Genomic DNA, 23,885 nt, shown 5'->3' with positions numbered 1-23,885 from the left:
GGATTCGATATGTCGCCGACCTCGGAACTGGAGCATCGGCTCGCGCTCCACGAAAACCCTTATGGCCCTTTACCATCCGTGCGTGCCGCGCTGCGTGGCGCGCGGATGGCGGCGAACCGGTATCCGGAATACCTGCCGCGCAGGCTGCCCGGGATGATCGCCGAACGGCTCGGCGTGCCGCCCGACCAGGTAGTGGTCGGAGCGGGTGCCACCGGGGTCATCACGTATGTCCTGCGGGAGTTCGTCGCGCCCGGCGACGGCGTCGTGATGGCGACGCCGACCTTCGACGGATTTCCGTTGCTGACCGAGACCATCGGCGGCCGGGCGGTGCAGATTCCGCTCACCGCGGACGGCCATCAGGATCTCGACGCGATGGGCGATGCCTTCGATGCGCGCACGCGGGTGGTTGTGCTGTGCAGTCCGCACAATCCGACCGGCACCTGCATAGCGCAGGCCGAACTCGAAGGGTTTCTCGATCGGATCGATCCGTCGGTCACGGTCGTGCTCGACGAGGCGTACATCGACTTCGTCGCCGTGGCAGATCGGGTGGACACGGTCGGTCTGTTGGCGCGGTATCCGAATCTGGTTGTGACGCGGACCTTCTCGAAGGCGCACGGGTTGTCGGCGCCGCGGGTCGGGTATGCGATCGGTGCGGTCCCGATGATCGCGCGAATTCGACGGTGGCAGTTGCCGTTCGGGGTGACCGCGCTGGCCGAGACCGGGGTGCGGGCATGTTATGACGCCGAGGCGGAGTTGGCGGTGCGCACCGCCGAGATCGCCCGCGAATGCGGTCGGCTCACCGAGGGGTTGCGCACACTCGGCTTCGCGGTGCCGACAAGTGCGGCGAATTTCGTGTACCTCGGTCGCTGCCGTGCCACCGAAATCGACCGGCTCCGTACGGCTTTCGCGCGGGACGCCATAGCGGTCAAGCATTGCGGCACGGGTATCAGGATTACGGTCGGCGATGCAGCGGCCACCGATGCGGTGCTTGCCGCGTCACGCTGAGTCCGGTGCCGGGGTGGCCCGAGGTCACCCGAGCTAGGGGCTTTCGTCCCATGACGGACATCCGGTTGCGAGCCATAGTGGCACTCGTAAAGTTCGATTCCACTGCGTAAGGGAGACAGCCGCGGCGGCCGCCGCCATTCGGATCCGTGCCTGTCGATACGGCTTGGACGCGTCGACCCCCGATCCGTGGAGTGCGTGCCGCGGGAGGCGATTCGACAACTGCCGACCGCTGACCGGCACGACGGGCCGACCGCCCCCGGACGGTGGCCTCCTCGCATGCTGGCTCGATGCGCTCGCCGGCGGCCTTGCGCAGGCATGTGCCGAAGCTCATGCTTCATAAATAGGAACACCGCGCACGTTGAGGGCGATCTTCGCCGAATCGACTCCGGCGGACGGTGCTAGCGGCTGCCGCCGGCGTGCTCTACGGCGTGCGCAAATACCCCCGAGGAGGACCTCGCTCAGCTAGTTCTCACCTCCTGGATCGAACCGCGACCCGTCACCCCCGAAGCAAAGGAGCAACGATGTCTACCCTCCACTTCAAAGAGACCACGACCTCGACACCGGAGCAGTTCGTGGCGGCGCTGACCGATTTCGGGCCGGGCCGCTCGCAGGTGTTCGGCAACAGCGCCGACGCGTATCTCGAGGTGCACGACCGGGGCCGACGTGATGCCGACGTCACGGAGGGCTCGCGCGGCATCTGGGAACGCCTGCACTACGACTGGTCGAACCCCGACCGCGTCGTCATGACCACCACCGACTCGAACGTATGGGGCGGCCACTCGGGTCACACCTATACCTTCACGCGCCGGACCGACGGGAAGACCGATGTGGATGTGGTCGTGGTGCGCGAGGGCAAGAACCTCAAGGGCCGGGTCCTCGGAGCCGTGGTCGGGACCGTCGGCAAACGCGTCCTGAAACAGGCCCTCGACAAGACCGTCAAGGCTATCGAAACCCGCGACAACGCCGGGGGCACGGCAGAGCGCTAGCAACGCGCCCGCTCCACCTGGCACCGCTCGCAGGTGCCGGGGCACTCGCCACCGGCCGCGTGGACCTCACCGCCTACAAAACCGGCACCCGGGCAGGGGTCTAGTGCTTCACCCGTTCGGTGATCCCTTCGGTCCACGACCGTGTCACCCGGTGGATGAGCGGGCGGGCGGGGAAAAGAAGTGCGGCGAACCAGGGTTCGGCCTCGGCGGCGAAGGTCCAGGTCAGGTGGGTGCCGTCGGGGTGGGGTTCAAGGGTGATGTCTTCGGCGAAGCGGCGGAAGCCCGGTCGGTTGGCGGCTTCGACGGTGAAGGTCAGCCGTTTGTTCTCGTCCCAGCGGTAGAAGCGTTCCCGTAGTGCGGCGGCGCCGCGGCCGACGGTGACCTCGCGACGGGTGCCGATACCGAAGGGGCGCGGGGTGATCCAGTCGACGCCGGTAATGCCGCGAGCCCAGGAGACCAGGGCGTCGGCGGCGGTGAGCAGTTGCCAGACGCGTTCGGGTTCGGCGGGTACGATCACGCTGTGGCGGAATCGGATCGGGCCGTTCTGGATGAGGGTGTCGTCGCTGTCGGCGAGGGGGAACCAGCGAGTCATCGGGAGACGGTCTCCTTCGCGGCGGGGGTGTGCACTCCGGCGGGCTGCGGGTCGGTGTAGATCAGCTCGATGTCGGCGGCGTACATCTCGTTGATGGGTTTGCGCCGCAGCTTCATGGTGAGGGTGAGTTCGGTGCCGCCGGGCTCCCAGAAAGTCGGCAGCAGCCGGAAGCGTTTGATCTGCTCGACGCGGGACAGGACCTGGTTGGCGGAATCGATGGCGGCGCAGACCCGTTCGATGATGTCCGGATGCTCGACGAGTGCGTCGGCGGTGACCGGCAGTCCGTGCTCGGCGGCGAAACTCGCCGCGGTGTCCGGATCCAGCGTCACCAGTGCGGTGACATAGGGGAGTGCGTCGCCGACCGCGACGACGGTTCCGATCAGACCGGAGGCCGCGCGTACCGCGTTCTCGATATTGGCGGGAGACATATTCTTTCCCGACGCATTGATGATGAGTTCCTTCTTGCGGTCGACGACGCGCAAACAGCCGTTGTCGTCGCGGGTCATCACATCGCCGGTGGCGAGCCAGCCGTCGGCGTCGATGGCTTCGGCCGTCTTCTCCGGTTCGGCGCGGTAGCCCTTCATGACCAGCGGGCCGCGCACGAACAGCTCACCGTCGTCCGCGAGCCGCATCTGCATACCTGGTACGAGACGCCCGACGGTGCCGAGTTCAGTTGGGGCATAGGGGGATACGCTGGCGATGCAGGTGAGTTCGGACATGCCCCAGATTTCGGAGATGGGTAGCCCGAGTGCGGCGAAGAAGGCGAGGGTGTCGGCGGGGATCGGCGCCGCGCCGGAGACGGCCCATTTCAGCTCGTCGAAGCCGAGTTTCGCGCGCAGAGCCGACAGCACAGTGGCATCGGCCTTCTCGAATTCGGCGGTCAGGTCGGCCGGAACGGGCTCTCCGGCGCGCAGCAAGTCCATGCGCTTGCGTGCGGTGTCGAGGGCCCAGCGCATGGCCGCGGCACGCATGGGAGCGGGTTCGTTGGCGACGCCGAGTTCTATGGCGGCCTTCAGCTTCTCCCACACCCGCGGTACCGCACCCCAGATGGTCGGGCGGCAGTCCGGCAGCGCGGCCGCGATGAGTGCGGGTTCGGACACTACCGTCACCTGCGTGCCGAACACTATCTGCAGGTAGAGCGCGGTCAACCGGTCGGCGATATGGGCCGAGGGCATGAATGAGGTGATCCGGTCGCCGAATTCGATCGGCAGCACCTGGGCGAACGCGGAGGCCTCGAACAGCAGATTGGCGTGGGTGGTTTCGACGCCCTTGGGGTTGCCGGTGGTGCCGGAGGTGTAGATGAGGGTGGCAACGTCGTCGGGCTTCGTGTCTTTCCAGGATTTCTCGAAATCGAAGTCGCTGGTCCCGAGCGTCTGCAGCTCCTGGAGGGTCATTGTGCCCTCGACCGGGTCGCCGTCCAGTACGACGATGTGCGCGGGAGCCGCGCCGGAGCCCTGGATGCGGTCGAGATATTGCGCCTCACACACCACCACCGACGCGCCCGCGTTGCTCAGCACATGGGCGATCCCCTCCGGCGGCAGCGTGTTGTAGATGGAGAAGGACGTGGCTCCGGTGTGCAGCGCGCCGACGTCGATCGGGTAGAACTCCACCCGGTTGCCCATCATCAGGGCCACGGTGTCACCGCGACCGATGCCGAGAGCGGCGAAGCCGGCGGCGATGCGACGCACCTTGGCGGCGTATTCACCCCAGGTGAGTTCCTGGGTGCCGCCCACGGTGCGCACCGCGACAGCGTCGGGGTCGATGGCGGCGGTGTGCTGGAAGGCGGCGCAGAGGGTATCGGAGCGCATAAGATACTTCTTTCAGATTGCCTGTGCGGCAGGGGATTCGAGCGCTTCGATGACGAACCGACCGGACGCGCGGTATGCGGTTCGGGATTCGGGCACCAGCGCCGCGAGAGTGTGGAAGACGTGCATTTGGTCGGGCCACAAGCGCAGGTCGCAGGGTGCGCCCGCGGCGCTGAGGCGGTCGGCGAGCGCGATCGCGTCGGCGGCGAAGAGTTCATCCCTGCTGGCATGAATCAGCGTGGGCGGCAATGGCGTTCCCGAGCCGGGACGCAGTTGTTGCGGCGCGTCGGTGAGGTGGGCGATGGCGGCGTGCGCGGTGGCCAGGTCGAGCAGGGCATCGCGGCGACCGCTGCGGTGCGCGAGTTCCAGTGCGAGGTCGGCCATGGGCGAGAACAAGAGCAGGGCAGCCACGCACCTACGACCGCGATCGGCGCTGTCGATCACGAAATCGGTGGCCAGGTAGCCGCCCGCGGAGTCGCCAGCGATAACTATCCGGTCCGGGGTGAATCCCTGTTCGCGCAGTAGACGATGGGCCTTTGAGACATCGGAGGCCGCTGCGGTGTAGGTATTTTCGGGAGCCAGCCGGTAGTCCACCGCTAATACGGGCAGCCGGGTCGCGGTGGAAAGCCGTGAGGTGACGCCGCGATACGAGCGTGCGGATCCGGTGATGAAACCGCCGCCGTGCACATACAGGATTGCGGCATCGTCGCGGGTCGCGCGCGGACCGCGCACCCACTCGGCGCGAACCGGACCGTCCTCGACGGCCTCGATCGCCGTGCCGCTCAGCACCGGCGCGACCGCACGCATTACCTGGTCGATAACCATCCGCGCCGCCGGTAGCGTGTGCGCGTTGACCGGCAGGGCGGCCAGCGCCGGACGCAGCGTGTGACTCGAGATCTGCCGTAGAGCGCGCGCCCGGCGGGACGCGGTTTCGGCGCTCATGACCGCTTTGGCGGCTGTGTCGATGGATCGCTCGTTGCGCTCGCTCATATCCGAACCCGCGCTTCCACCGCGCGCACCAGGTCGTGCACTCGCGCGTCGCGGGTGAGGCGGGTGTCGAGCACCGCGTTCACCGCTCCACGCAGCAGCGCGTACGCGCTCCAGCCGGTCGCGGGTGCGATGGTGCGCGGGGCACGTCGTTCGATACCGTCGGCCACCGACCGCGCAGCCTCGGGCGCGGTGATCCGTCGGTTGAGCGGCCATGGAAGCAGATCGTCGAGGGCACGACCGAGATCGTCACCGTCGAGGGTGTCATGGGTCATGGCCGTTTCGACGATGCCGAAATAGGCGATACCCGCGGTCGCGCCGAACGGTGAAAGTTCCACGCGCAGTGCGCGTCCCAGTTGCTCCACGCCCGCCTTGCTGATCATGTACGGCGCACCCGCCATCCCCGGTGCGAAGGCTGCGCACGAGGACACCACCACAACATGGCCGCGGGCGGCGACAATGTGATCGAGTGCCGGGCGCACAGTGTTGAACACGCCGGTCAGGTTGATATCGATGACGCGGTCGAAGTCCCGCCCTTCGAGGGTGCGCAGGGTAGCGGGGCGCGGCACCACACCGGCATTGGCGACAACCACGTTCAGAGAGCCGAAGTAATCGACCGCGTCGGTGATCACCTGGCGCATGGCTTCTCGATCCGCCACATCGGCAGCGACCGGCAGGGCGCGCGGGCCGAGGGCAGCCGCGGCCGCGGCGACGCCCGCGCCGTCGATGTCGACCAGCACGACCGAAGCGCCGCGGGCGTGGAGAACATCCGCCAGCTCACGCCCGATCCCCTGTGCGGCCCCCGTGATCAACGCGACTTTGCCGTCCACGTCGAGGCGGCCCGGCGTCGCTCCGATCGTCATGTGGTCACCTCGTAAGCGTCGGCGTCGAAAGCGCGTGTGCGACGGCGGTATTCGAAACTCCAGTTCGGATACAGCCCGGCATTGAGCCCGTCGGGTGTGGTGTAGTAGCTTGTGCAGCCGCCGGTGAGCCAGACACTGGTCGAACTGCGCTGCGCCATTTCGGCGAGGAATTGCTCCTGGGCTTCCGGCCGCACCTCGACGCGGCGAACCCCGTTGCGGCGCACCGATTTCAGAGCGTCGATGATGTAGGCGATCTGCGATTCGATCATGTAGATGGCCGACTGGTTTCCGGCCGCACCGAAGGGACCGAGCGTGCAGAAGAAATTGGGAAATCCCGCGACGGCCACACCGAGGTAGCTCTGCGGTTGCTTGTGATAGAGCTCGGCGAGCGAGATCCCGTCCCGGCCGATGAGCCGTTCGTAGGCGGTGGGAATCGAGGTGAACCCGGTGCCGTGGATTATGGTGTCGACTTCGTGTTCGGTGCCGTCGCGCAGCACGATCGAATGCGGCCGCACCTCGGCGATACCCTGCGTGACGACCTCGACATTGGGCCGGTCGAGCGCGGGCAGATACGCGTCGGAGAAGATCGCGCGCTTGCAGCCGATCACATAGTCTGGCGTCAAGGTCCTGCGCAACAGCGGGTTTCGCACTTGCCGCATCAGCTGCAGCCGTGCCAGCCCCTCGTAGGGATGCCGGAAGCGCTGGTCCACCAGCGAGATCAGTCCGAAAGCCTCGATGGCCGAGTACCACAGACCGCGAACGGCCTTCTGTGCCAAGGCGACACTGCGCAGCAGATACCGCTCGGCGGGCAGTGTCCTGCGATCCATGCGTGGCACGATCCACGGCGCGGACCGCTGGAACAACAGCAGTTTGCCGACCCGGGGCTGGATTTCGGGAACGAACTGCACAGCGGAGGCTCCGGTGCCGATGACCGCGACGCGCTCGCCGGTGAGATCGTGGTCGTGGTCCCAGTGCAGCGAGTGAAAACTGTTGCCCGCGAAGGTCTCCAGACCCGGCAGGTCGGGATACTTCGCCTCGGCGAAGATGCCCGCCGCCGATACGAGGAAGTCCGCGGTGCGCGAACCCTGCGTGGTCTCGATGCGCCACAGCGATGCGGTCTCGTCCCAGCCGGCGTCGAGCACCTCCGCGCCGAAGCGAATGAAGCGGACCACATCGTGGTCGACGGCCACCGACCGGAGGTATTCGAGGATCTCGGTCTGCTTCCCGTAGGTGCGCGACCAGTCCGGATTGGGCGCGAACGAGTAGCTGTACAACTGCGAGGGAACGTCGCAGGCGCAACCCGGATAGGTATTGGCGCGCCAAGTTCCGCCCAGATCGTCGGCGCGTTCCAGGATGACGAAATCCTCGAATCCGGCCTGCCGCAGTTTCACCGCGAGCCCGATACCGCCGAATCCCGCGCCGACGACCGCGATATGGGTGTGTTCCGCGTTCATTTATCGGCTCCTTGCATGCAGCAGTGCCACCAGCCGGTCGGCCACCGCGTCTACCCGGGTGGTGCGCCGGAAGGTGGTCAGTGGCAGCGGCGATGGAAACAGCTGCCTGGTGGTCGCTTTGGCGTAGGTGAATTCCTTGAGCCCATCGGGTCCGTGTACCCGGCCGAATCCCGAGTCGCCGACTCCGCCGAGCGGCAGCGTCGGGATGGTGGCATGGGTGACGAACGAGTTGATCGAAACGCCGCCGGCGCGAATGCGATCCGCGATGGCGCGGCCGTTGCTCCGCGAGAACACGGTGCCGCCCAAGCCGTAGGCGCCCGCGTTCACCTTCTCGATCGCTTCGTCCATATCGCGTACGCGGGTGACCGTGAGTGTCGGGCCGAAGGTCTCCTCGGTGATGGCCGCGGCATCGTCGGGCACATCGGCCAGGATCGTGGGCTGTACGAACTGCCCTGGCACAGTGTCGATTCCGCCGAGCAGGATGCGAGCGCCCCGAGTTATCGCGTCCTCGAGATGGTGTCGGATGACGTCGAGTTGCTCGGGCATGGTGATCGGTCCGATCTTGGATTCGGGCCGACCGGCGTCGATCGTGCTCGCGAGCGTCACCAGTTTCGCGACGAAAGCGTCGTATACCTCGGCGTGCACATAGACGCGCTCCACAGCGAGGCATGTTTGGCCCGCATTGGACAACCCGCCCCACACCGCGGCCTCGGCGGCCGCGTCCAGATCGGCATCGGCATCGACGACGAGCGCGTCCTTGCCGCCGCACTCCATCAGCACCGGGGTCAGATTCTCGGCACAGGCCGCCATGACCTTCTTACCGGTGGCCGTGGAACCGGTGAACCCGATCTTGCCGACCCGGCTGCGGCACAGCGCGTTTCCGGTCTCACCGAGACCGGTGACCACCTGCAGCACCGGTCGCTCCGCAGTGGTGCGGGCGAAGGCATCGGCGAGCCATACACCCACACCGGGGGTGTACTCGCTCGGCTTGAACACCACGGCGTTCCCGGCGGCCAACGCGAACGACACCGAGCCGAGCGGTGTGAAGACCGGGTAGTTCCACGGGCCGATCACCCCGACCACGCCGAAGGGCCGGTACTCGACCTGCGCGGCATGGTTGAGCGTGAGCAGGCTCGACCGCACGCCGCGGCGGCCGAGCACACGCTCGGCGTTGTGCGCGGCCCAGCGCAGATGTTCGAGCGCCATGCCGATCTCTAGTTTCGCGTCCGAGACCGGCTTGCCCATCTCTTCGTGGATGATCCGGGCCAATTCGTCACGGCCCTTGGCGATTTCGGCGCGCCAGGCGTCGAGTCGTCGACCGCGCTCGGTGAATCCGAGTGCCGCCCACCAGATTCCCGCTTGGTGCGCGGTGGCGACAGCGTGGTCGACCTCGGTCTGCCGGTGGATTGGGTAGTGGCCTGCCGTGGTACCGGTGGCCGGATTGCGCACCTCGAAGGTTGTCACTGCTCCAGGGGTTTTCATCGATGTAGCCATCAGTTGGTCTCCGGCCGTTCAGAGGTCGAGCACGAGGGCATCGCCGGCGGCGCGCGATACGCAGGCCAGCATGTGATCGGCTCGTTCGGATTCGGTGAGCAGCCGGTCGCGGTGCTCGACGGGTCCGGCGGCGACGCCGACCTTGCAGGTGCCGCAGAAGCCCTGCTGGCAGGAGTAGGCGATATCCGGGAGCCGACGGCGCAGCGCGGTCAGGGCGGTCTCGTCCGCGGCGACGCGAACGGTGCCGCCGGTGCGCGCGAGTGAGATGTCGAATGCGCGGCCATCGGTGACCGGTAGCGCCGAGAATCGCTCGGTGTGCAGCGACCCGGTCGGATTCAGCTCGAACATGCAGCGCTGCGCCGCCGCCAGCATCGGTGGCGGTCCGCAGACGTAGACGGCCGCACCGGGCTCCGCACCAGCAATGAGTTCGGCGATGTCGGTGACACCGAATTCGTCGTCGGGACGGATATCCGCGCCGGGCAACTCGTGCAGGAACGGCATGGTGTCGCGCGAACGGCCGAGGTACACCAGCCGACCGCGGGATCCCGCCGCCTTGACCATCGGCAGGATCGGTGTGATGCCGATGCCACCGGCCAGGAACAGATACGACGGAGCGTCGACGAAGGTGAATGCGTTGCGGGGGCCGCGAATTCGCAGCCGGTCATCGGTGCGCAGCGTCTCGTGTACCTCCCGGGAGCCTCCGCCGCCGTCCGGGATGAGGCGCACCGCGATCCGGTAGCGGAAGCGATCCGACGGGTCTCCGCACAGCGAATACTGCCGTTGCCGTCCGGTGGGCAGAAATACATCCACATGAGAACCCGGCCGCCAGGTCGGCAGCGGGCCACCGGCTGCCGTGCGCAGGGTCAGACTCACCACATCGGCTGTCTGGCGTTCGATGCTCTCGACGCGCACGTCCAGCTCGAATCCCGTGCGCCGCACCGGCTTCGGTCGCGACAGCAGCGGCGCGGCGCCGCCTTTGACGAAGACGCTCTTGTAGGCGTCCATGATCCCGTTGAGCATCCGCAGACTCACCGGCGCGGCATCGGCAGGCTTGTCCATCAGTGACCCACCGCCCGTGCGGCCGGCGAGTGTCCGAGATACCGCAGCGCTTTGTCCATCGGGCCCAGCTGCGACGGGTGGAAGCCAGGCCGCAGATAGCGCGGGATCTCGGTGAGGAACACTGTCCAACTGGGGATCACGCCGCGGCGGGTGGCACTGGCGAACTGTCGCAACCAGAATTTGCCCTTATCGGCCTCCGGGTCCTTGCGGTACATGTACGCCGTCGACACGATGAACAGCGGCAGCAGGGTCAGGCTCGCCAGGATCGCGGTCCGTGCCCGGCGTGCGTAGCTGCCGTCGACGTACATGAACGCGTTGTAGACCACGCTGCGGTGCTCGACCTCCTCCGCACCGTGCCAGCGGACCAGATCCAGCATGGCCGGATGCATGCCCTTCTCCTCGAGAATGTCGGCGTTGAGGAGCCATTCGCCGAGCACGGCGGTGTAGTGCTCCATCCCGGCGAACAGGCCGAGGCGTTCCTTGAGCCACTCGTCCTTCGCTCGTCCGGTCAGGCCGTGATCACCGAGAATACGGTCGACCAGCCACGCCACCTTGCGGACATAAGAGTCCACGTCCAGGCCGATGGACTGCAGATGCATGCGCGCGGCCTCATGGCTGTTGGCGTGCATGGTCTCCTGCCCGACGAACCCGATCACTTCCTCCCGCAGCCGCTCGTCGTGAATATGCGGCAGTGCCTCGGACAGGGCCTGCGCCATGGCCCGCTCACCCTCGGGCAGCACCAGATGCATGACGTTGACGATGTGGGTGGCCAGCACCTCGCCGGGGATGTAGTGCATCGGCACGGAATCGAACTCGAAATGGACATCGCGCGCATTGATCGCATGCGCGTCGTCGCCGTAGGTGCGCTTCGTCGCGCCAGCGGTGTCAGCCATGCCCAGACCGTACAGCGCCACAAATTCCATTGCAATGTTGCGAGCCACATTTTTGCTTGGATTGTTGCACGGCGCGTGTTGTCTGCTAGCGTCGAACGGGTGAAGACGGCGTCGAAAGCAGCCCTGAGCCGCGATGATGCGGACGATCTCGAGACGCGGATCCTCGACGCCGCCCTCGTGCAGTTCGCGAAGTTCGGCGTCAAGAAGACGACGATCGAGGACGTCGCCCGGCAGGCCGGGGTGGATCGTGTCACGGTCTACCGGCGCGTGGGCTCACGCGATGATCTGGTACAAGCCGTGATCAGCCGCGAAGTCGCGACGCTGCTGACGGAACTCGCCGCGATGCCCGAACGGCACGACAGCATCGACGATCTCGTCGCCGACATATTCGTCACGGTCGTCATGCGCTGGCGCACGCATCCCATGGTCGAACGGATGCTGGCGATCGAACCCGAGCGAGTGATCATGAAACTCACGGTCGACGGCGCCACCACCTTCGCCATGTGCGTCACCGCAACCGCCACCACGCTCGAACGCGCGGTCCAGTGCGGACTGCTCGCCGACTCCGACGACTTGCTGACCCGAGCTGAAATCGTCTGCCGCGTAGTCCATTCCCTCATCCTCGCCCCGCACGGCACAACACCGCTGCGGTCCGACGACGAGCTCGCCGAGTTCGCGCGCGGGTATCTGGTGCCGGTCGTCACCAACGCCCGCGGCTGACGCTCTCGTGCTGCGGCTGATGCCCACTCGGAGAAAGCATGCGATCGTCTTCAAGCGCGTTACCGAGGTTGCCTCCGCTGCCATGATGCCGGATCCGATTGCTGGGCAACGAGATTCGGATCCGGCGGCGGCAGCATCGGGTCGTCCGCGGCACTGACGATAAGGCGCGCGGGTCAGCGCAGGCGTGGCGCGATGGTGGTAGCGATGTCGATGGTTTTGGCGCAGACGTCCCAGTCGACTCCAGTGGCAACGCCGGGGGCGGCGATCCCGAGGTAGAACGATCCGCCGGAGGGGACCGATACGTAGACCGAGCAGCTGCCGTTGCGGCCGTCGGGACGAAGTTCGGGCTGCACGACGGCGCGCTGGCCTCCGATAGTGGCCGTCCGCTCGAGTGGACTACGAACCTGGCGCTGCTCGAGATCGCTGAGGTCGGTGTTGTGCGGGGCGAACGAAACGGTGAAACTGCCGGCGATCGCGGTTTGGATGGAGGACCAGGAGCAGCGGGGCAGTTCCCGTGGCGGCGTGGCGGCGCTGCCGTCGAATGCGAGCAGGTAGTGGGCGATATCGTCCGAAGTCAGCACGCTGCACGGATGGTAGGTCAGATCGGCCGGTGTCCATGGCGGCGGCGCGACGGGCGATGTGGTGACGCTGCCTGACGACCTTGCTGGTGACGGGGCCGGGTCGTTGCTTGTGCATCCGGCCGCCGTCGCGATGGCAACGACGCCGCCGAGTACTGCGATCGTCGGCCGGCGGCGATCACATGCTGAACTCGGCATCAGGCATCCCTCCGGAAAACGATCACACCAGATTTCGCGTCCGGCCGCCACATCACACCGGCGGCGCGCTCCGGGCCGAGGCGCGAGTTCCAGCTCATCATTGAGCACCGGCGCAGTGCGGCTATGCCGACGGCCGTACTGGCGAGGGCGGTCACCTCGTCGAGGGCGGCAAACAGTTCGGGTGGTAGTCGCGCAGATCCGCATCCCTTGTGCGCCCTCGTCTTTCGAAGTATCGAGCGAGTGGTGGCGTCGGTGGAGCGGCTGTGGCAGCCCTGGGTGAGGCTAGGCGCTGATGCCCGCGGTGAGGATGGCGGCCAACTCGCGGTAGGCATCGGCATCGTCTAGTCCGGTGTGCTCGCGCACTCCACCCTGCTGGATGCGGACCATCATGGTCGCGGCCATATCGGCGGCGAAGGCGGCGTGGACGTCACGGAATTCGCCCGCCGCGACGCCTTCATCGATGAGTTCGCGGACCCGTCGGGCGGCGATCCTGGTGTTCTTCTCGTAGATCTCCCGCGCGGGCGCGAAACCGCTCAAGTCGGCCATGAACCGGTCGGAGGCGGCGGCCAGGGCGGTACCGACCGCGGACAGGTAGGCGGTGATGCGCTCACGGGCATCGGTGATCGGCGCGATGCCGGTCTCCACATCGTCGGTGGCGCGGCGGAAGAAGTGCACGGTGGCGGCCCGGACCAGCTGTTCCTTACTGCCCGCGAGGGTGTAGAGGGTCGATTTGGAGCAGCGCAGCCGCGCGGCGATCTCGTCGAGGGTCAGATGCCCGAATCCCTCGGTCAGAAACAGGTCGACCAGCGCGTCGAAGAGTTCGGTACGCCGTCGGGTGGCGAATCCTGCGCGTGCGAGCTGCTCCATATCAGCGAATAGTACTGGTGAGGCGCTTGCAGTACTGGGCTGCGCACAGTACTGTGATCGGTAATTCAGTACTGTTATTTGTAGGCGAGGAGTCTTGTGGCCGTCGAACGTCTGCTGCCCACCACCGAAGCCCGGGAATTGATCCAGCTCACCCGCGACATCGCCGACAAAGTCCTCACACCGATCGTCGACGAACACGAACGGGCCGAGACCTATCCCGGCGGTGTGTTCGCCACGCTGGGGGAGGCCGGGTTGCTGAGCCTGCCGTACCCGGTCGAATGGGGCGGCGGTGGCCAGCCATACGAGGTGTACCTGCAGGTCCTCGAGGAGATCGCCGCGCGGTGGGCGGCCGTCGCGGTGGCGGTCAGCGTGCACAGCCTGTCCTGTCATCCGTTACTGGCCTTCGGCACCGAGGAGCAGAAGCAGCGCTGGCTGCCGGAGATGCTGGGCGGCAATACGATCGGCGCGTACAGCCTGTCCGAGCCGCAGGCCGGATCGGATGCCGCCGCGGTGGCATGCAAGGCAGCTCCCGTCGACGGCGGATATCTCGTCAACGGCACCAAGGCCTGGATCACCCATGGCGGCATCGCCGACTTCTACAACGTTTTCGCGCGCACGGGCGAAGGGTCGCGCGGCATCTCCTGCTTCCTGGTGGCCCGTGAGACCACCGGCCTGACTTTCGGTAAGCCCGAGCAGAAGATGGGGCTGCATGCGGTGCCCACCACGACCGCGCACTACGACGACGCGTTTCTGCCCGTCGAGCGACGGATCGGTGCGGAGGGGCAGGGTCTCCAAATCGCTTTGAGCGCACTAGATTCCGGCCGACTCGGCATTGCCGCGGTCGCGACCGGACTGGCCCAGGCCGCGCTCGACGAAGCCGTCGCCTATGCCAAAGAGCGCACGGCATTCGGCAAGCCGATCATCGACCACCAGGGTCTGGGGTTCCTGCTGGCCGATATGGCTGCCGCGGTCGATTCGGCCCGCGCCACCTACCTCGATGCCGCGCGGCGACGCGATGCGGGGCTGGCGTACTCACGCCAGGCGAGTGTGGCCAAACTGATCGCCACCGATGCGGCTATGAAGGTCACCACCGACGCTGTTCAGGTATTCGGTGGCTACGGCTACACCCGCGACTTCCGGGTCGAGCGGTATATGCGCGAAGCCAAGATCACGCAGATCTTCGAGGGCACCAACCAGATTCAGCGACTGGTCATCGCACGCAGCCTCGCGCAGTGACCGGTCGGATTCCGCGCCGCCGCCAACTGTCGGGACTGCCGATACAAGCCGACCGCCCGACTCGGCCGAGCCCCGGACTTGGGCGGGTGGATAGCAAGGACGAGTCGGGCTCCGCCGTGTGAACGCCGGATCAGCGATATCCGCCGTAGTTCTGTCGATTCTGGTCGTAGTCGTACGGTTTGTGGCCCGACTGTTGTGATTCCGGTTGTGCGCCTGACGGTTTCGCTCGAACGGCCGCGCGTGCGATCAAGTCCTCGTCAAGCGCGCAGCAGCGTGTATCGGCGGTAGCGCCGGACCGATCCGTGCTGGGCTGTGCGTGACGATGTTCGCGCCCGGTGTCGGATGAGGGTCGCGATGGTTAGGCTGCGGCCTTGTGCGCAGGCTGTCGTCGGTGTCGAAATTGTGGTTGGTGTGGGTGGTTACGCGGACGCTGATGGTGGCGTTGACCGGGGTGACGGTGCTGCCACACAGCGTTTGGGATGCCTCGGCCGCGGACTTGACGCTGTATCGCGGATGGGCCGAGCAGATCGCGTACCAGAACATTTTCCCGATGGCGGACGAGCGCTGGCAGTATCCGCCTGGGGCCGGTGCACTGCTCGTCGTACCCCGACTGCTCGGCGGCGGCCTCGGTTACAACTGGTTGTTCTTCGCGCTGGTCGCCGCCGCGGATGCGAGCGTACTCGGCTTGTTGATCCGGGCCGCGCGGCGCGACGGCTGGCAGACAGCGCAGACCGGGCCGTGGGTGTGGGCGGTGGGCGTGGCGCTGTTGGGCAGAGTCTGCTACGGCCGATTCGATTTGATCGTGGCCGCGACCGTGGTCGCGGCACTGCTGTGGGCGACGCGCCGCCCAGCGGCGGCGGGCGCGGCCGCTGCCGCTGGTGTGCTGTTGAAAGTCTGGCCGGTGCTGGTTGTGCTGGGTTTGCGCTGGCGAACGCTGCGGCGGATGAGTGCGGGCGCGGCCGGTGTCGGTATCGCCGCGATCGTGGGATTGACGGCGTTGGGTCCGGGGGCGTGGTCGTTCCTGAAGTTCCAGTCGAAGCGTGGATTGCAGATCGAATCCGTGGCTGCCACGCCACTGTTGATCGCTCGACTGCTGAACGACCGCTGGACCATCGTGCACCGTTATGGGGCCGACGAGTTGTCCGGGCCCGTGGTGTCCGCGGTGGCGTCGGCGTGCGTGGTGGCCACGCTCGTGGGCGGCGCGGTGTTGCTGGTCATCTGGTGGCGTGCGCGGCCTCCAGCGACGGATCTGGTATTGGCCGCAGTGCTGCTCGCCCTGGTGACCAGCCGGGTACTCAGCCCGCAGTACCTGGTGTGGGCAGTGGCGGTCGCGTCGGTCTGCGCGCTCGACTCGCGCAGCACACAGCGGCCTGTGCTGCCGCTGGTGCTGGCGATCGCGTTCATGAGCCAAGTGGAATTCCCCTTCCTCTACGACCGGGTAGCCACCGGGAGCCGGCCGGGAGTGGTGGTGCTGACAGTCCGCAACGGCATGCTGCTGTACGCGACTATGTGGTCAATCGTCCGGCTGTGCCGCAACGGTCTCGATCATCCGAGATCACCGCTCGGCCCACTTACCAGTGGATATCGGTTCGGTAACGTCAGTGGGCCTGCGCGCCCTCCTGGTCAGGTGCGAATTCCGCCATCTGGACAGTTGTTTCCCTAGTTCAGGACCATATCCGCGATCTAGGTCACGATTCGGTCACGCGCGTATGTACGGAGTCGGGTAAGGAATGGGTCTTTTTTCGACGTTCAATTACTGTCACGCTATCGCTGGCTAGTAGTTAGCCTTCATAAACGTCGGGGAGCGGCAATCGCGCCGCATGACAGGACGGATCGGTCGCCGATCACGGTGATCACCCGTGTTGCGCCATTTCCATATCGAATCGCTACCTCGGTCGATCGCAGTGTCGGCCCGGAGAACGCTATGGCTAATCCAGCGTCAATACCCAACCTATTCGAGACACGCCGTACCGGTGGTCCCGCCACCTCCCAGCCGGGCTCGCGGTCCGCCGCAGGTTCGGCGCGGTCCGCCCACGTTCTCCTCGATGAGCAGCTCGCGCCCCTGCGGATCCCGGCACTGGTGCTGGGTGCATTGCTGATCTGCCTCGGTGTGGCGGCGCTGCTGCCATTGCGGGGATGGCTGCACGACTACGGCGCCGAGCTTGTCATCGCCGCCTACCTGCAATACATGGCGATCGCGACAACCCTCGAGGTATGGGGTCTGCGCATGACCAGGAAAGGTCCACGCCGCAGGTGATACGCGCGGGCCGCGCCAAGTCGACCCGGTCCGCCAGTGGAAGCTGTCCCCGATGGACCTGGCCTCGCTCGACAAATGGGACGACTACACCGCCGCCAAGGAACAGAACTTCGAGCACACCGATACCGACTACGCGCCCTGGATCGTGGTCAAGAGCAACGACAAGAAACGCGCCCGCCTCAACGCGATGCGCCACGTCCTCGGTCTGTTCGACTACGACAACAAGGACCCCGAGATCGTCACCCCGGCCGACCCATTCCTCGTAGGGCGCGCTTGCGACGTCATCGGCTCTCACCCCGCGACGGACGCCGCTCGCCCAGCCGTCGGGCCGCTGAATTCCCATGCGCGGCAACCCCATCCAGAGGGCATGAGCACTTGAAGCTGTGACGCGAGATCCCCGCCTGCCGCTGTTGCCCGATTCTCTGACAAACGAGACCGACGTGGCATTCGACCAATGAACGTTTAGCATTCCGGTATGCGCCGTCGGAGGTGGCTACGGGCCGCACTGTGTTTGGTCGTACTGAGCGCCGGCGGCTGTTTCGGGGCGGTCGAGCGCGGCGACTTCGAACAGAGTTTGCGGGCGCGGGGCGGGGGACTGGTGAACGGGTTGACGAATTCGGCGGTTACCGTGGTGCGAGAGCGCTTGGGAACCACTGATTTTCAGGCGAATGTCATTCTGCTGACCGCTCCGGAATCCATGCGGTTCCGCCTGGTGCTGTCCGATCAGCCGGACCAGGTGACTCGATTCTTCTCCGCGTGGCCCGATCCCACCGCACGGCAGGCCGTCGTGCGATTGCGGGTGCGCGACCCGGACGGTTCCCGTCGGCTCGACGACTACTCGTTCACGCTCGGTGCACTGAGCGCGCCACAGCCGGTGCGGGTTTCGGCGTTCGACGATATCGACAGCGAGGGCTTCATGGTCAGTGAGGTGCCGGGACTCGCGCATATCGAGGACATCGTCGATACCACCCTGGCTCGCAGCGAACTCGCCGACGGCCAGGTCACCGTGATCGTCGTGAGCCGCTTCAGCCGCGAGATCCGCATCGTCGCGAACGTCAGCTCGCCGCGGACGGATATGGTCGCCGAGTTCGACCGCACCGGCGCATTTCTTCGAATCCAGCAGGTGTGAGGCCATGGCGAGACTGCTCACCACCGCATTGTCGACCGGTGTCGGCGTCGGCATGTTCAGCACCGTGGTGCCCGTATCGATCTGGCCCGGTGAAGCGAAACTCACCGCGCCACTGTTCTGTTCAGACCCCTACCACGAACCCGTGGTGGTATCGGACACCTTCCACGACTCCGAGGGCACCTCGGTCAACTACACCCTCTACTGTGTGACCGACCGCGGCGCGGTCACCGACGAGGGATTCGTCCTGCCCTTCTTCGTCTTGATGGCGGTGCACATCGCGATCATCACCACTGTGGCGTTCCTTGCCGGACTGTGGATCCGTCGCAGCACCCCGCCCCCGACCGATCCACAGACCACGGCATTCGAACCACTGACCTACGGGCCACACGAGCCCGACCCCATCTGAATCTCCGTTCTATCGCGCGCGGGAGATTGCGAGATTCTCAGTACTCGTTCAACGGAGCAGAGGGGGGAAAGGTTACCGGTAGAGCCGCCAAGGACCGGTGGAAGGGGCCAGGCCGCCAGGCCGGTGCGTCGGCCGGTATGGCCAACTGGATCTCGGGCAGCGCATCGAGAAGCTGATCGATGGCGTTTTGAGCGAGCAGGTAGGCCAGCGACTGCGCGGGGCAGGCGTGTGGGCCGATGCCCCACGCCAGATGCGAGCGATTGCCTGTGTGAGTCTCGGTCCGGATCTTGGGGTCGTTGTTGCAGCCGGCCATGCTGATGAGGATCGGCTGGTGCGCGGGCAGCCAGACGTCGTCGATGAGGATCGGCTGACGGGGGTAGGTGGTGAGGAGGTTCGCCAGCGGCGGGTTGTTGAACAAGACTTCGTCCAAGGCGTCTCGGGTGGACAGGTTCCCGCCGACGACACTTCCGCCGAAGCGTTCGTCGGTGAGGATCAGCAGCAGGGTGTTGCCGATCAGGTTCTGTTGCAGTTCGATCCCGGCGCCGTAGACGCTGTTCAGTTGGTGGATCATCTCCAGTTCATCGAGTTCGGCCGGATGCCGCAGTAGTAGCGAGGTGATGTCGTTGCCAGGATGGGTCCGTTTGAGGGCCAGCAGTTCCAGCAGCGCCTCGACGATCATCTTGTTGCCGTCCTCGGCATCGATCCCCTCGAACATCGCGGCCATGCCTGCGGCGACCCGCTGTCCGATCTCCGGCGGGCAGCCCAGCAGAGCATCGGTGACCGCGAATGCGAGCGGCAACGCGTACTGACTGATCAGATCGGCTGTACCGGCCTGGCAAAAGGTGTTGACCAGCGGGATGGCGATCTTCTCCACGGTGGCATCGAGAGCGTACAGATCTACCGCGTTGATACTCGTGGTGATTGCCTGCCGGTAGCGCTGGAGGGCCGCTCCGTCGCTTCGACTCCCGGTGGGACGCCACTCCATAAGCGGCAGGACGGGGCAGTCGGCCGGGATGTTCTGCTGCCAGGTGCGCGGATCGACAGGGAAGTGCTCGGGATCGTTGAGGATCCGCAGCGCGGTGTCATACCCGACCACCAACGTGGCCGGCACGCCCGGCGCCAGCTCAACCGGAGCCAAAGAGCCATATTGTCTTCGCATTTCGTCGTAAACACGTTGCGGATCCGCGGCGAATTCCGACGAGTACAGCGACACCCTCGGACCTTCGGTAGTCATCGGCGAGCCGTGGACGACTGGACAGGTCGGGGTGTCCGGTCGGGACTGTGTGGTACTCAAGAATGGAACTCCAGATTTTCGCGTGTTCTGGGGGACGCGGTCATCCGCGCATCCCTGCCCTCGGCCGCCGAACAACCACTGCTACTGCGAGAAGCCTACTGTCCAAGGGTATTTCGTGCCAATCCTTCCGCGCCGCATCGGCGGCAGTCGATTCGAAGTATCGCGCGTCGAACCCGGTTAGTGCAGGCCTGACCGTCGCGATGGCGTGCTTTCTCGCCGCCTACGACCTGGCCCGTCGTGGCTGGGTGAGCCGCTGATGTCTTTCTCCGGTGCAGTAGCAAGCCATTCCGCGAGCGTGGTAGTCGATCGATCACCGCAACGGTGCGGATGGCTTCCGATATGGTCGAGGGCTCGCAAAAAGCCCACGCGGGCTGGGCTCGATCACAGTCGCCGAAATCCGCCGTCTCCTGGCGGTAGTGCTCCACCCAGCCCGCACCCTCACCCACGCACTCGCTGCCGCACAATGGCGACAACACCACCAAACCCACGCCCGACAGACCTGATACCAACGAAACCGGCTACCACACAACGAAATACAACTGTCCTGCCTTACAGTCTCACTGACTTTCATGGAAAACTTCCGCTGACGAGGCGATGCCGCCGAAGCCGCACAATTGAAGGAAACTGCACGATGAGCGCACTCCGGAACACCGTCGACATGCCCACTACAGCAATGGATCGGGCGATGCGCGTTTTAGGCTCTCCCGAAACTCAGCTGAATATCGGTGCAGTTCTGCACTTGGATGGACAACCGCCGCATCTCGGTGACATCCGGGACTACATCGCTACCCGGCTGGCCGCTCTGCCGGCGTTGGCTGCGTGGATGACCCCGGGCGCCCGGCATTGGACGGTGGCCGACGAAGTGGACCTGACCAGCCATGTCGTCGAGCGTGTTGTTCCCCCTCAGGAAGATCTGGAGCAGGTCGTTGCCGCGTTGGCGAGGACTCCGCTGCCGGAGGACGCGCCGCACTGGCGGATGTGGTTGCTGCGCGGTTACTCGCCGGATCGGTACGCCCTGCTGTACCTGGTGCACCATAGCGTACAAGACGCCGCGGGAACGCTTCGAACACTGGAGTCGCTATTCGCACCTGGTATCCCCGAGAGCGAATCCTCGGCGGCATATCACGGTTTCGCTCAATACCCGCGCACGTCGGCCCGCACGCGAGTGCAGTGCGCCGCAATGGGTCTGCAGAGCCTTCGGAGTCTGGGTGCCTGGGACCTGCCGGGGTGTCGGGCCACAGATGAGATCGGATTCGCGTGGGGCCGCGTGCCCACCAGCACGCTCACCTCCGTCGCCCGCGCTTTCGGCGGCACTCGCAATGATGTATATATCGCATCGCTCGCCCACGTGCTCACTCACTGGCAGAGCGAGATTCGCGGCAACGCCGACTTGCCCGACATACCGTTACTGGTGCCGGCCAACGTCCGCCGCCCGGATGAGATCGCCCTGGCGGGTAACAGGACAGCCACCGCCTACCTGAGACTGCCGGGAGCGCTGCTCCCCTTCGACCAACGGCTGACCAGCACCATCCGCGCCACCCCGCCGTTGAAATCACCAATTGTCCGGGCAGCGTTTCGCAGCAACTTCGACGCCACGCCCGCATGGCTCATGCGCACAACACTTTCCGCTCTCTCGAATCCACGACGTGCTCCGGCCTCGCTGTCGAATGTCGTATTGCGTCATCCCCTCGCGCTGCACGGCGATCCCGTCACCGCGATCGATCCGATCACGACCAGTCTCGGAGGAATTCCGCTGAGCGTGCTCCTCCTTGTCAATGGAGACAGCGCCACGGCATGCTTCAGAACGAACGCCGGATTCTCCGGCCTCGACCAAATACACCGCAAGTGGGAACAGACGCTGCTCTCATGGCAGAGCAACGCGGCCACGCTGAGTCGGTCCTAGGCCAGGGTCTGCGCCATAGGCCAACGGCATGCGGGGCAGTCCCGCGTGGGGGTCGCGGGCATGGCCGCATACACCAGCGGCACATACTCGGCGAAAGTCGGCACCGTCGATCCCCGCCCGACGCCGTCTCGCAATCCTGCACCAAGACCCGGCCGTTGACGTCGACCCGGCGGCTGCCGCACCGCCACTGCGGCTGCGGCACTGGGTCGCGCGGACAGTTCGGTGACCGGACGGTCCCGGTGCTCCTCTCAGCCTTGCCCGGTAGAACAGGTATCAGAAAATCGGGTGTCATCGCCACCGTTCGCTTCCCGTGCCGTTACCCCGTAACAGCACAACTTATGGAGCGAATTCGCTGGGATACAGTGTCCTAATGCCCGAAGAAGCGCATCCCACACCAGTGGTGCGTGTCGGAGCGGCCGCGGGGTCCGATGGTGCTTGCGCAACCGTCGGGGGAACCGATGCCGACCTGCTCTCGCTCGCATCACAGCTGTGTTTTGCTCTGTACTCCACATCCCGCTCGATGACCGCGGCATATCGGCCGTTTCTCGAGGCGATGGGTGTTACCTACCCGCAGTATCTGGCCCTGCTGGCTTTATGGGCACGGCCTGCGATGACCATGAAGGAACTCGGCGAACAACTGCAGCTGGACTACGGCACGGTGTCACCGCTCATCCAGCGACTCCAGGCACATGGTCTGGTCGAGAGCGTCCGGCGTGCCGGCGACCGCCGCGCTGTCGAACTGCGTGCGACCGAAGCCGGACGCGCACTGCAACCGCAGGCCCGGCAGATGATCGAGGCGGTCATGGCGGAGGTCGGCTATCCGATCGAGCATCTCATCCGGCTGCGCGACCAGGTCAACGCGCTCGGCGCCCGCCTCGACGCCGCCGTCGCCGAGCGTTCTGGCCGATAAGAACCGGGTCGCCGAGTCGGGTGGCTCAGGCGTCGAGCACTCGGGTCTGCCGATCGACGACGGGCGGTTCGGTGGACCAGGGGAAGTTGATCCAGCGGTCGGTGCGCCGCCAGACGTATTCACAATCGACCTCGGAATGCGGCTTCTGGTACACGACCGCGCAGCGCACCTCGGCGACATGGTCGATGCAGAAGTCGCGCACGAGTTTGAGGGTGGCGCCGGTATCGGCCACATCGTCGGCGATCAGGACCGTCGCACCGGCCAGATCGACCGCCTGTGGGACCGGCGGCAGCATGACCGGGAGATCGAGGCGCTGATCGATGCCGGTATAGAACTCGACATTCATCACGTGCAGGTTCTTCACGTCCAGTGCGTAACCGAGCGCTCCGGCGACGAACAGGCCGCCGCGTGCGATCGAGAGGATCAGATCCGGTTCGAACCCGTCCTTGGCGATTTCGGTGGAGAGCTCGCGACTCGCCGTCCCGAATAATTCCCAGGTCAGCACTTCCCGATCCGCCATGGATCCTCCATCTCCCTCGATACCGCTGGGCATAGAGCATACGACCAGCTACGCGACGGCGTTCCCCACTCTCTGTCCGGGAATTAGGCTGGGTCGGGTGCGGATCTATCTGGCCGGTGCGACCGGCGTTATCGGAACCCGGTTGTTGCCCTTGCTGATCGAGGCCGGACACGAGGTTGCGGGGATGACCCGGTCTGCGGCCAAGGTCGACCAGGTGCGGTCCGCCGGCGCGGAACCGGTGGTCTGCGATGTGTACGACCTCGACGCGCTCACCGCGGCGGTCGTCGCTTTCCGGCCCGATCTGGTGATGCATCAGCTCACCGATCTCCCCGACGATGCCGCGCTGCTCCCGGAACTCGCCGGTGCGAATGCGCGCATCCGTTCCGAGGGCACTCGCAATCTGATCGCCGCCGCGCAGGCTGCGGGCGCGAAACGCTTTGTCGCCCAGAGCATTGCGTGGGAGCCGCCGGCTGGCCGCGGTGCCGTCATCCAGGAGCATGAGGCCGCGGTGCTCGACATCGGCGGCGTGGTCGTCAAGTACGGCCAATTCTACGGACCGGGTACGTACTACGAATCCGAGCTGCCCGATCATCCGCGCGTGCACGTGGATGATGCTGCCGCGCGGACGGTTTCGCTGGTCGACGCGCCGAGTGGTGTGGTGGTCATCGCGGATCCCGCCTGATCCTGGGCGCGACTGGCTGCTTCGGGTCGTGGCCGTGCCGGTCGGTT

The 23,885-nt window shown here is 65.9% G+C and carries 23 protein-coding genes and 1 pseudogene; 12 read left to right on the top strand and 12 right to left on the bottom strand.

Annotation, left to right across the window (positions count from 1 at the left end):
* Window positions 1-9: 9 nt before the first annotated feature.
* A complete protein-coding gene (locus tag ACQPYR_RS26580; RefSeq protein ID WP_433621664.1) occupies window positions 10-1,005 on the top strand; it encodes a pyridoxal phosphate-dependent aminotransferase in 996 nt (331 codons plus the stop codon).
* Window positions 1,006-1,526: 521 nt separating this feature from the next.
* Complete coding sequence (locus tag ACQPYR_RS26575; protein WP_433621663.1) at window positions 1,527-1,991, top strand: hypothetical protein; 465 nt, start codon at window positions 1,527-1,529, stop codon at window positions 1,989-1,991.
* 100 nt (window positions 1,992-2,091) lie between these two features.
* Here the strand turns inward: ACQPYR_RS26575 and ACQPYR_RS26570 are convergent, their stop codons facing one another.
* From ACQPYR_RS26570 to ACQPYR_RS26535, 8 genes are read right to left on the bottom strand one after another with little or no spacing between them, the layout of a single operon-like run.
* Window positions 2,092-2,583, bottom strand: coding sequence for an SRPBCC family protein (locus ACQPYR_RS26570; protein WP_433621662.1), 492 nt, complete (start codon window positions 2,581-2,583; stop codon window positions 2,092-2,094).
* Entirely contained in the window at window positions 2,580-4,391 is a 1,812-nt protein-coding gene (fadD11, locus tag ACQPYR_RS26565; protein WP_433621661.1) for a fatty acid--CoA ligase FadD11, read from the bottom strand. The genes ACQPYR_RS26570 and fadD11 overlap by 4 nt, the downstream gene beginning before the upstream one ends.
* A gap of 12 nt (window positions 4,392-4,403) precedes the next feature.
* Complete coding sequence (locus ACQPYR_RS26560; RefSeq protein ID WP_433621660.1) at window positions 4,404-5,378, bottom strand: alpha/beta hydrolase; 975 nt, start codon at window positions 5,376-5,378, stop codon at window positions 4,404-4,406.
* Window positions 5,375-6,238 (bottom strand): short-chain dehydrogenase/reductase, encoded by an 864-nt coding sequence (locus ACQPYR_RS26555; protein WP_433621659.1) that lies wholly within the window; start codon window positions 6,236-6,238, stop codon window positions 5,375-5,377. Before ACQPYR_RS26555 ends, ACQPYR_RS26560 begins: the two co-directional genes overlap by 4 nt.
* Entirely contained in the window at window positions 6,235-7,692 is a 1,458-nt protein-coding gene (locus ACQPYR_RS26550) for a flavin-containing monooxygenase (RefSeq protein ID WP_433621658.1), read from the bottom strand. Before ACQPYR_RS26550 ends, ACQPYR_RS26555 begins: the two co-directional genes overlap by 4 nt.
* Window positions 7,693-9,186 carry an aldehyde dehydrogenase family protein gene (locus tag ACQPYR_RS26545; RefSeq protein ID WP_433621657.1) on the bottom strand — a complete coding sequence of 498 codons (1,494 nt, stop codon included), beginning with the start codon at window positions 9,184-9,186 and terminating at the stop codon, window positions 7,693-7,695.
* 18 nt (window positions 9,187-9,204) lie between these two features.
* Window positions 9,205-10,245, bottom strand: a complete 1,041-nt coding sequence (locus tag ACQPYR_RS26540; RefSeq protein ID WP_433621656.1) for a PDR/VanB family oxidoreductase — start codon at window positions 10,243-10,245, stop codon at window positions 9,205-9,207.
* A complete protein-coding gene (locus ACQPYR_RS26535) occupies window positions 10,245-11,138 on the bottom strand; it encodes a metal-dependent hydrolase (protein WP_433621655.1) in 894 nt (297 codons plus the stop codon). Before ACQPYR_RS26535 ends, ACQPYR_RS26540 begins: the two co-directional genes overlap by 1 nt.
* On the opposite strand from ACQPYR_RS26535, the gene ACQPYR_RS26530 reads away from it, so the two are divergent.
* The gene (locus ACQPYR_RS26530; RefSeq protein ID WP_433621654.1) at window positions 11,088-11,858 is read left to right on the top strand and encodes a TetR/AcrR family transcriptional regulator; all 771 of its coding nucleotides are present in this window, start codon (window positions 11,088-11,090) and stop codon (window positions 11,856-11,858) included. The two genes, ACQPYR_RS26535 and ACQPYR_RS26530, sit on opposite strands and share 51 nt — an antisense overlap.
* Before the next feature lie 173 nt (window positions 11,859-12,031).
* Here the strand turns inward: ACQPYR_RS26530 and ACQPYR_RS26525 are convergent, their stop codons facing one another.
* Together ACQPYR_RS26525 and ACQPYR_RS26520 are read right to left on the bottom strand one after the other, a co-directional pair.
* Window positions 12,032-12,634 carry a DUF3558 family protein gene (locus ACQPYR_RS26525; protein WP_433621653.1) on the bottom strand — a complete coding sequence of 201 codons (603 nt, stop codon included), beginning with the start codon at window positions 12,632-12,634 and terminating at the stop codon, window positions 12,032-12,034.
* 282 nt (window positions 12,635-12,916) lie between these two features.
* On the bottom strand, window positions 12,917-13,501 hold the full coding sequence (locus ACQPYR_RS26520) for a TetR/AcrR family transcriptional regulator (RefSeq protein WP_433621652.1): 585 nt from the start codon (window positions 13,499-13,501) through the stop codon (window positions 12,917-12,919).
* Between the two features lie 96 nt (window positions 13,502-13,597).
* Here ACQPYR_RS26520 and ACQPYR_RS26515 point away from each other — a divergent pair, with 96 nt between their 5' ends.
* The 6 genes and pseudogenes from ACQPYR_RS26515 (at window position 13,598) to ACQPYR_RS26490 (ending at window position 18,529) form a co-directional block, all read left to right on the top strand.
* Window positions 13,598-14,737: an acyl-CoA dehydrogenase family protein gene (locus tag ACQPYR_RS26515; protein ID WP_433621651.1), complete on the top strand. Its 1,140-nt coding sequence runs from the start codon at window positions 13,598-13,600 to the stop codon at window positions 14,735-14,737.
* Window positions 14,738-15,128: 391 nt separating this feature from the next.
* A complete protein-coding gene (locus tag ACQPYR_RS26510) occupies window positions 15,129-16,400 on the top strand; it encodes a glycosyltransferase family 87 protein (RefSeq protein WP_433621650.1) in 1,272 nt (423 codons plus the stop codon).
* 261 nt (window positions 16,401-16,661) lie between these two features.
* Window positions 16,662-16,994, top strand: coding sequence for a hypothetical protein (locus ACQPYR_RS26505; protein ID WP_433621649.1), 333 nt, complete (start codon window positions 16,662-16,664; stop codon window positions 16,992-16,994).
* Window positions 16,995-17,007: 13 nt separating this feature from the next.
* Window positions 17,008-17,283, top strand: a pseudogene (locus tag ACQPYR_RS26500) (polyphosphate kinase 2); the annotation flags it as partial.
* Between the two features lie 186 nt (window positions 17,284-17,469).
* Window positions 17,470-18,123, top strand: coding sequence for a hypothetical protein (locus tag ACQPYR_RS26495; protein WP_433621648.1), 654 nt, complete (start codon window positions 17,470-17,472; stop codon window positions 18,121-18,123).
* A 4-nt stretch (window positions 18,124-18,127) separates the two neighbouring features.
* Complete coding sequence (locus tag ACQPYR_RS26490) at window positions 18,128-18,529, top strand: hypothetical protein (RefSeq protein WP_433621647.1); 402 nt, start codon at window positions 18,128-18,130, stop codon at window positions 18,527-18,529.
* Window positions 18,530-18,566: 37 nt separating this feature from the next.
* Here the strand turns inward: ACQPYR_RS26490 and ACQPYR_RS26485 are convergent, their stop codons facing one another.
* Complete coding sequence (locus ACQPYR_RS26485) at window positions 18,567-19,763, bottom strand: cytochrome P450 (protein ID WP_433621646.1); 1,197 nt, start codon at window positions 19,761-19,763, stop codon at window positions 18,567-18,569.
* A gap of 691 nt (window positions 19,764-20,454) precedes the next feature.
* Between ACQPYR_RS26485 and ACQPYR_RS26480 the strand changes: the two genes are divergently transcribed.
* Together ACQPYR_RS26480 and ACQPYR_RS26475 are read left to right on the top strand one after the other, a co-directional pair.
* Window positions 20,455-21,726, top strand: a complete 1,272-nt coding sequence (locus ACQPYR_RS26480; protein WP_433621645.1) for a wax ester/triacylglycerol synthase domain-containing protein — start codon at window positions 20,455-20,457, stop codon at window positions 21,724-21,726.
* Between the two features lie 370 nt (window positions 21,727-22,096).
* Window positions 22,097-22,636, top strand: a complete 540-nt coding sequence (locus ACQPYR_RS26475) for a MarR family winged helix-turn-helix transcriptional regulator (RefSeq protein ID WP_433621644.1) — start codon at window positions 22,097-22,099, stop codon at window positions 22,634-22,636.
* A gap of 25 nt (window positions 22,637-22,661) precedes the next feature.
* On the opposite strand, the gene ACQPYR_RS26470 is transcribed toward ACQPYR_RS26475, so the two are convergent.
* Complete coding sequence (locus ACQPYR_RS26470; protein WP_433621643.1) at window positions 22,662-23,156, bottom strand: phosphoribosyltransferase; 495 nt, start codon at window positions 23,154-23,156, stop codon at window positions 22,662-22,664.
* A gap of 97 nt (window positions 23,157-23,253) precedes the next feature.
* Between ACQPYR_RS26470 and ACQPYR_RS26465 the strand changes: the two genes are divergently transcribed.
* Window positions 23,254-23,838: an NAD-dependent epimerase/dehydratase family protein gene (locus tag ACQPYR_RS26465; protein ID WP_433621642.1), complete on the top strand. Its 585-nt coding sequence runs from the start codon at window positions 23,254-23,256 to the stop codon at window positions 23,836-23,838.
* The last annotated feature ends 47 nt before the right edge of the window (window positions 23,839-23,885 follow it).

Origin of the sequence: Nocardia sp. CA-120079, assembly GCF_050955745.1 — a bacterium.
GTDB lineage: Bacteria > Actinomycetota > Actinomycetes > Mycobacteriales > Mycobacteriaceae > Nocardia.
Note: the sequence above shows the minus strand (reverse complement) of the source record. Positions and strands in the feature narration are given on the sequence as shown.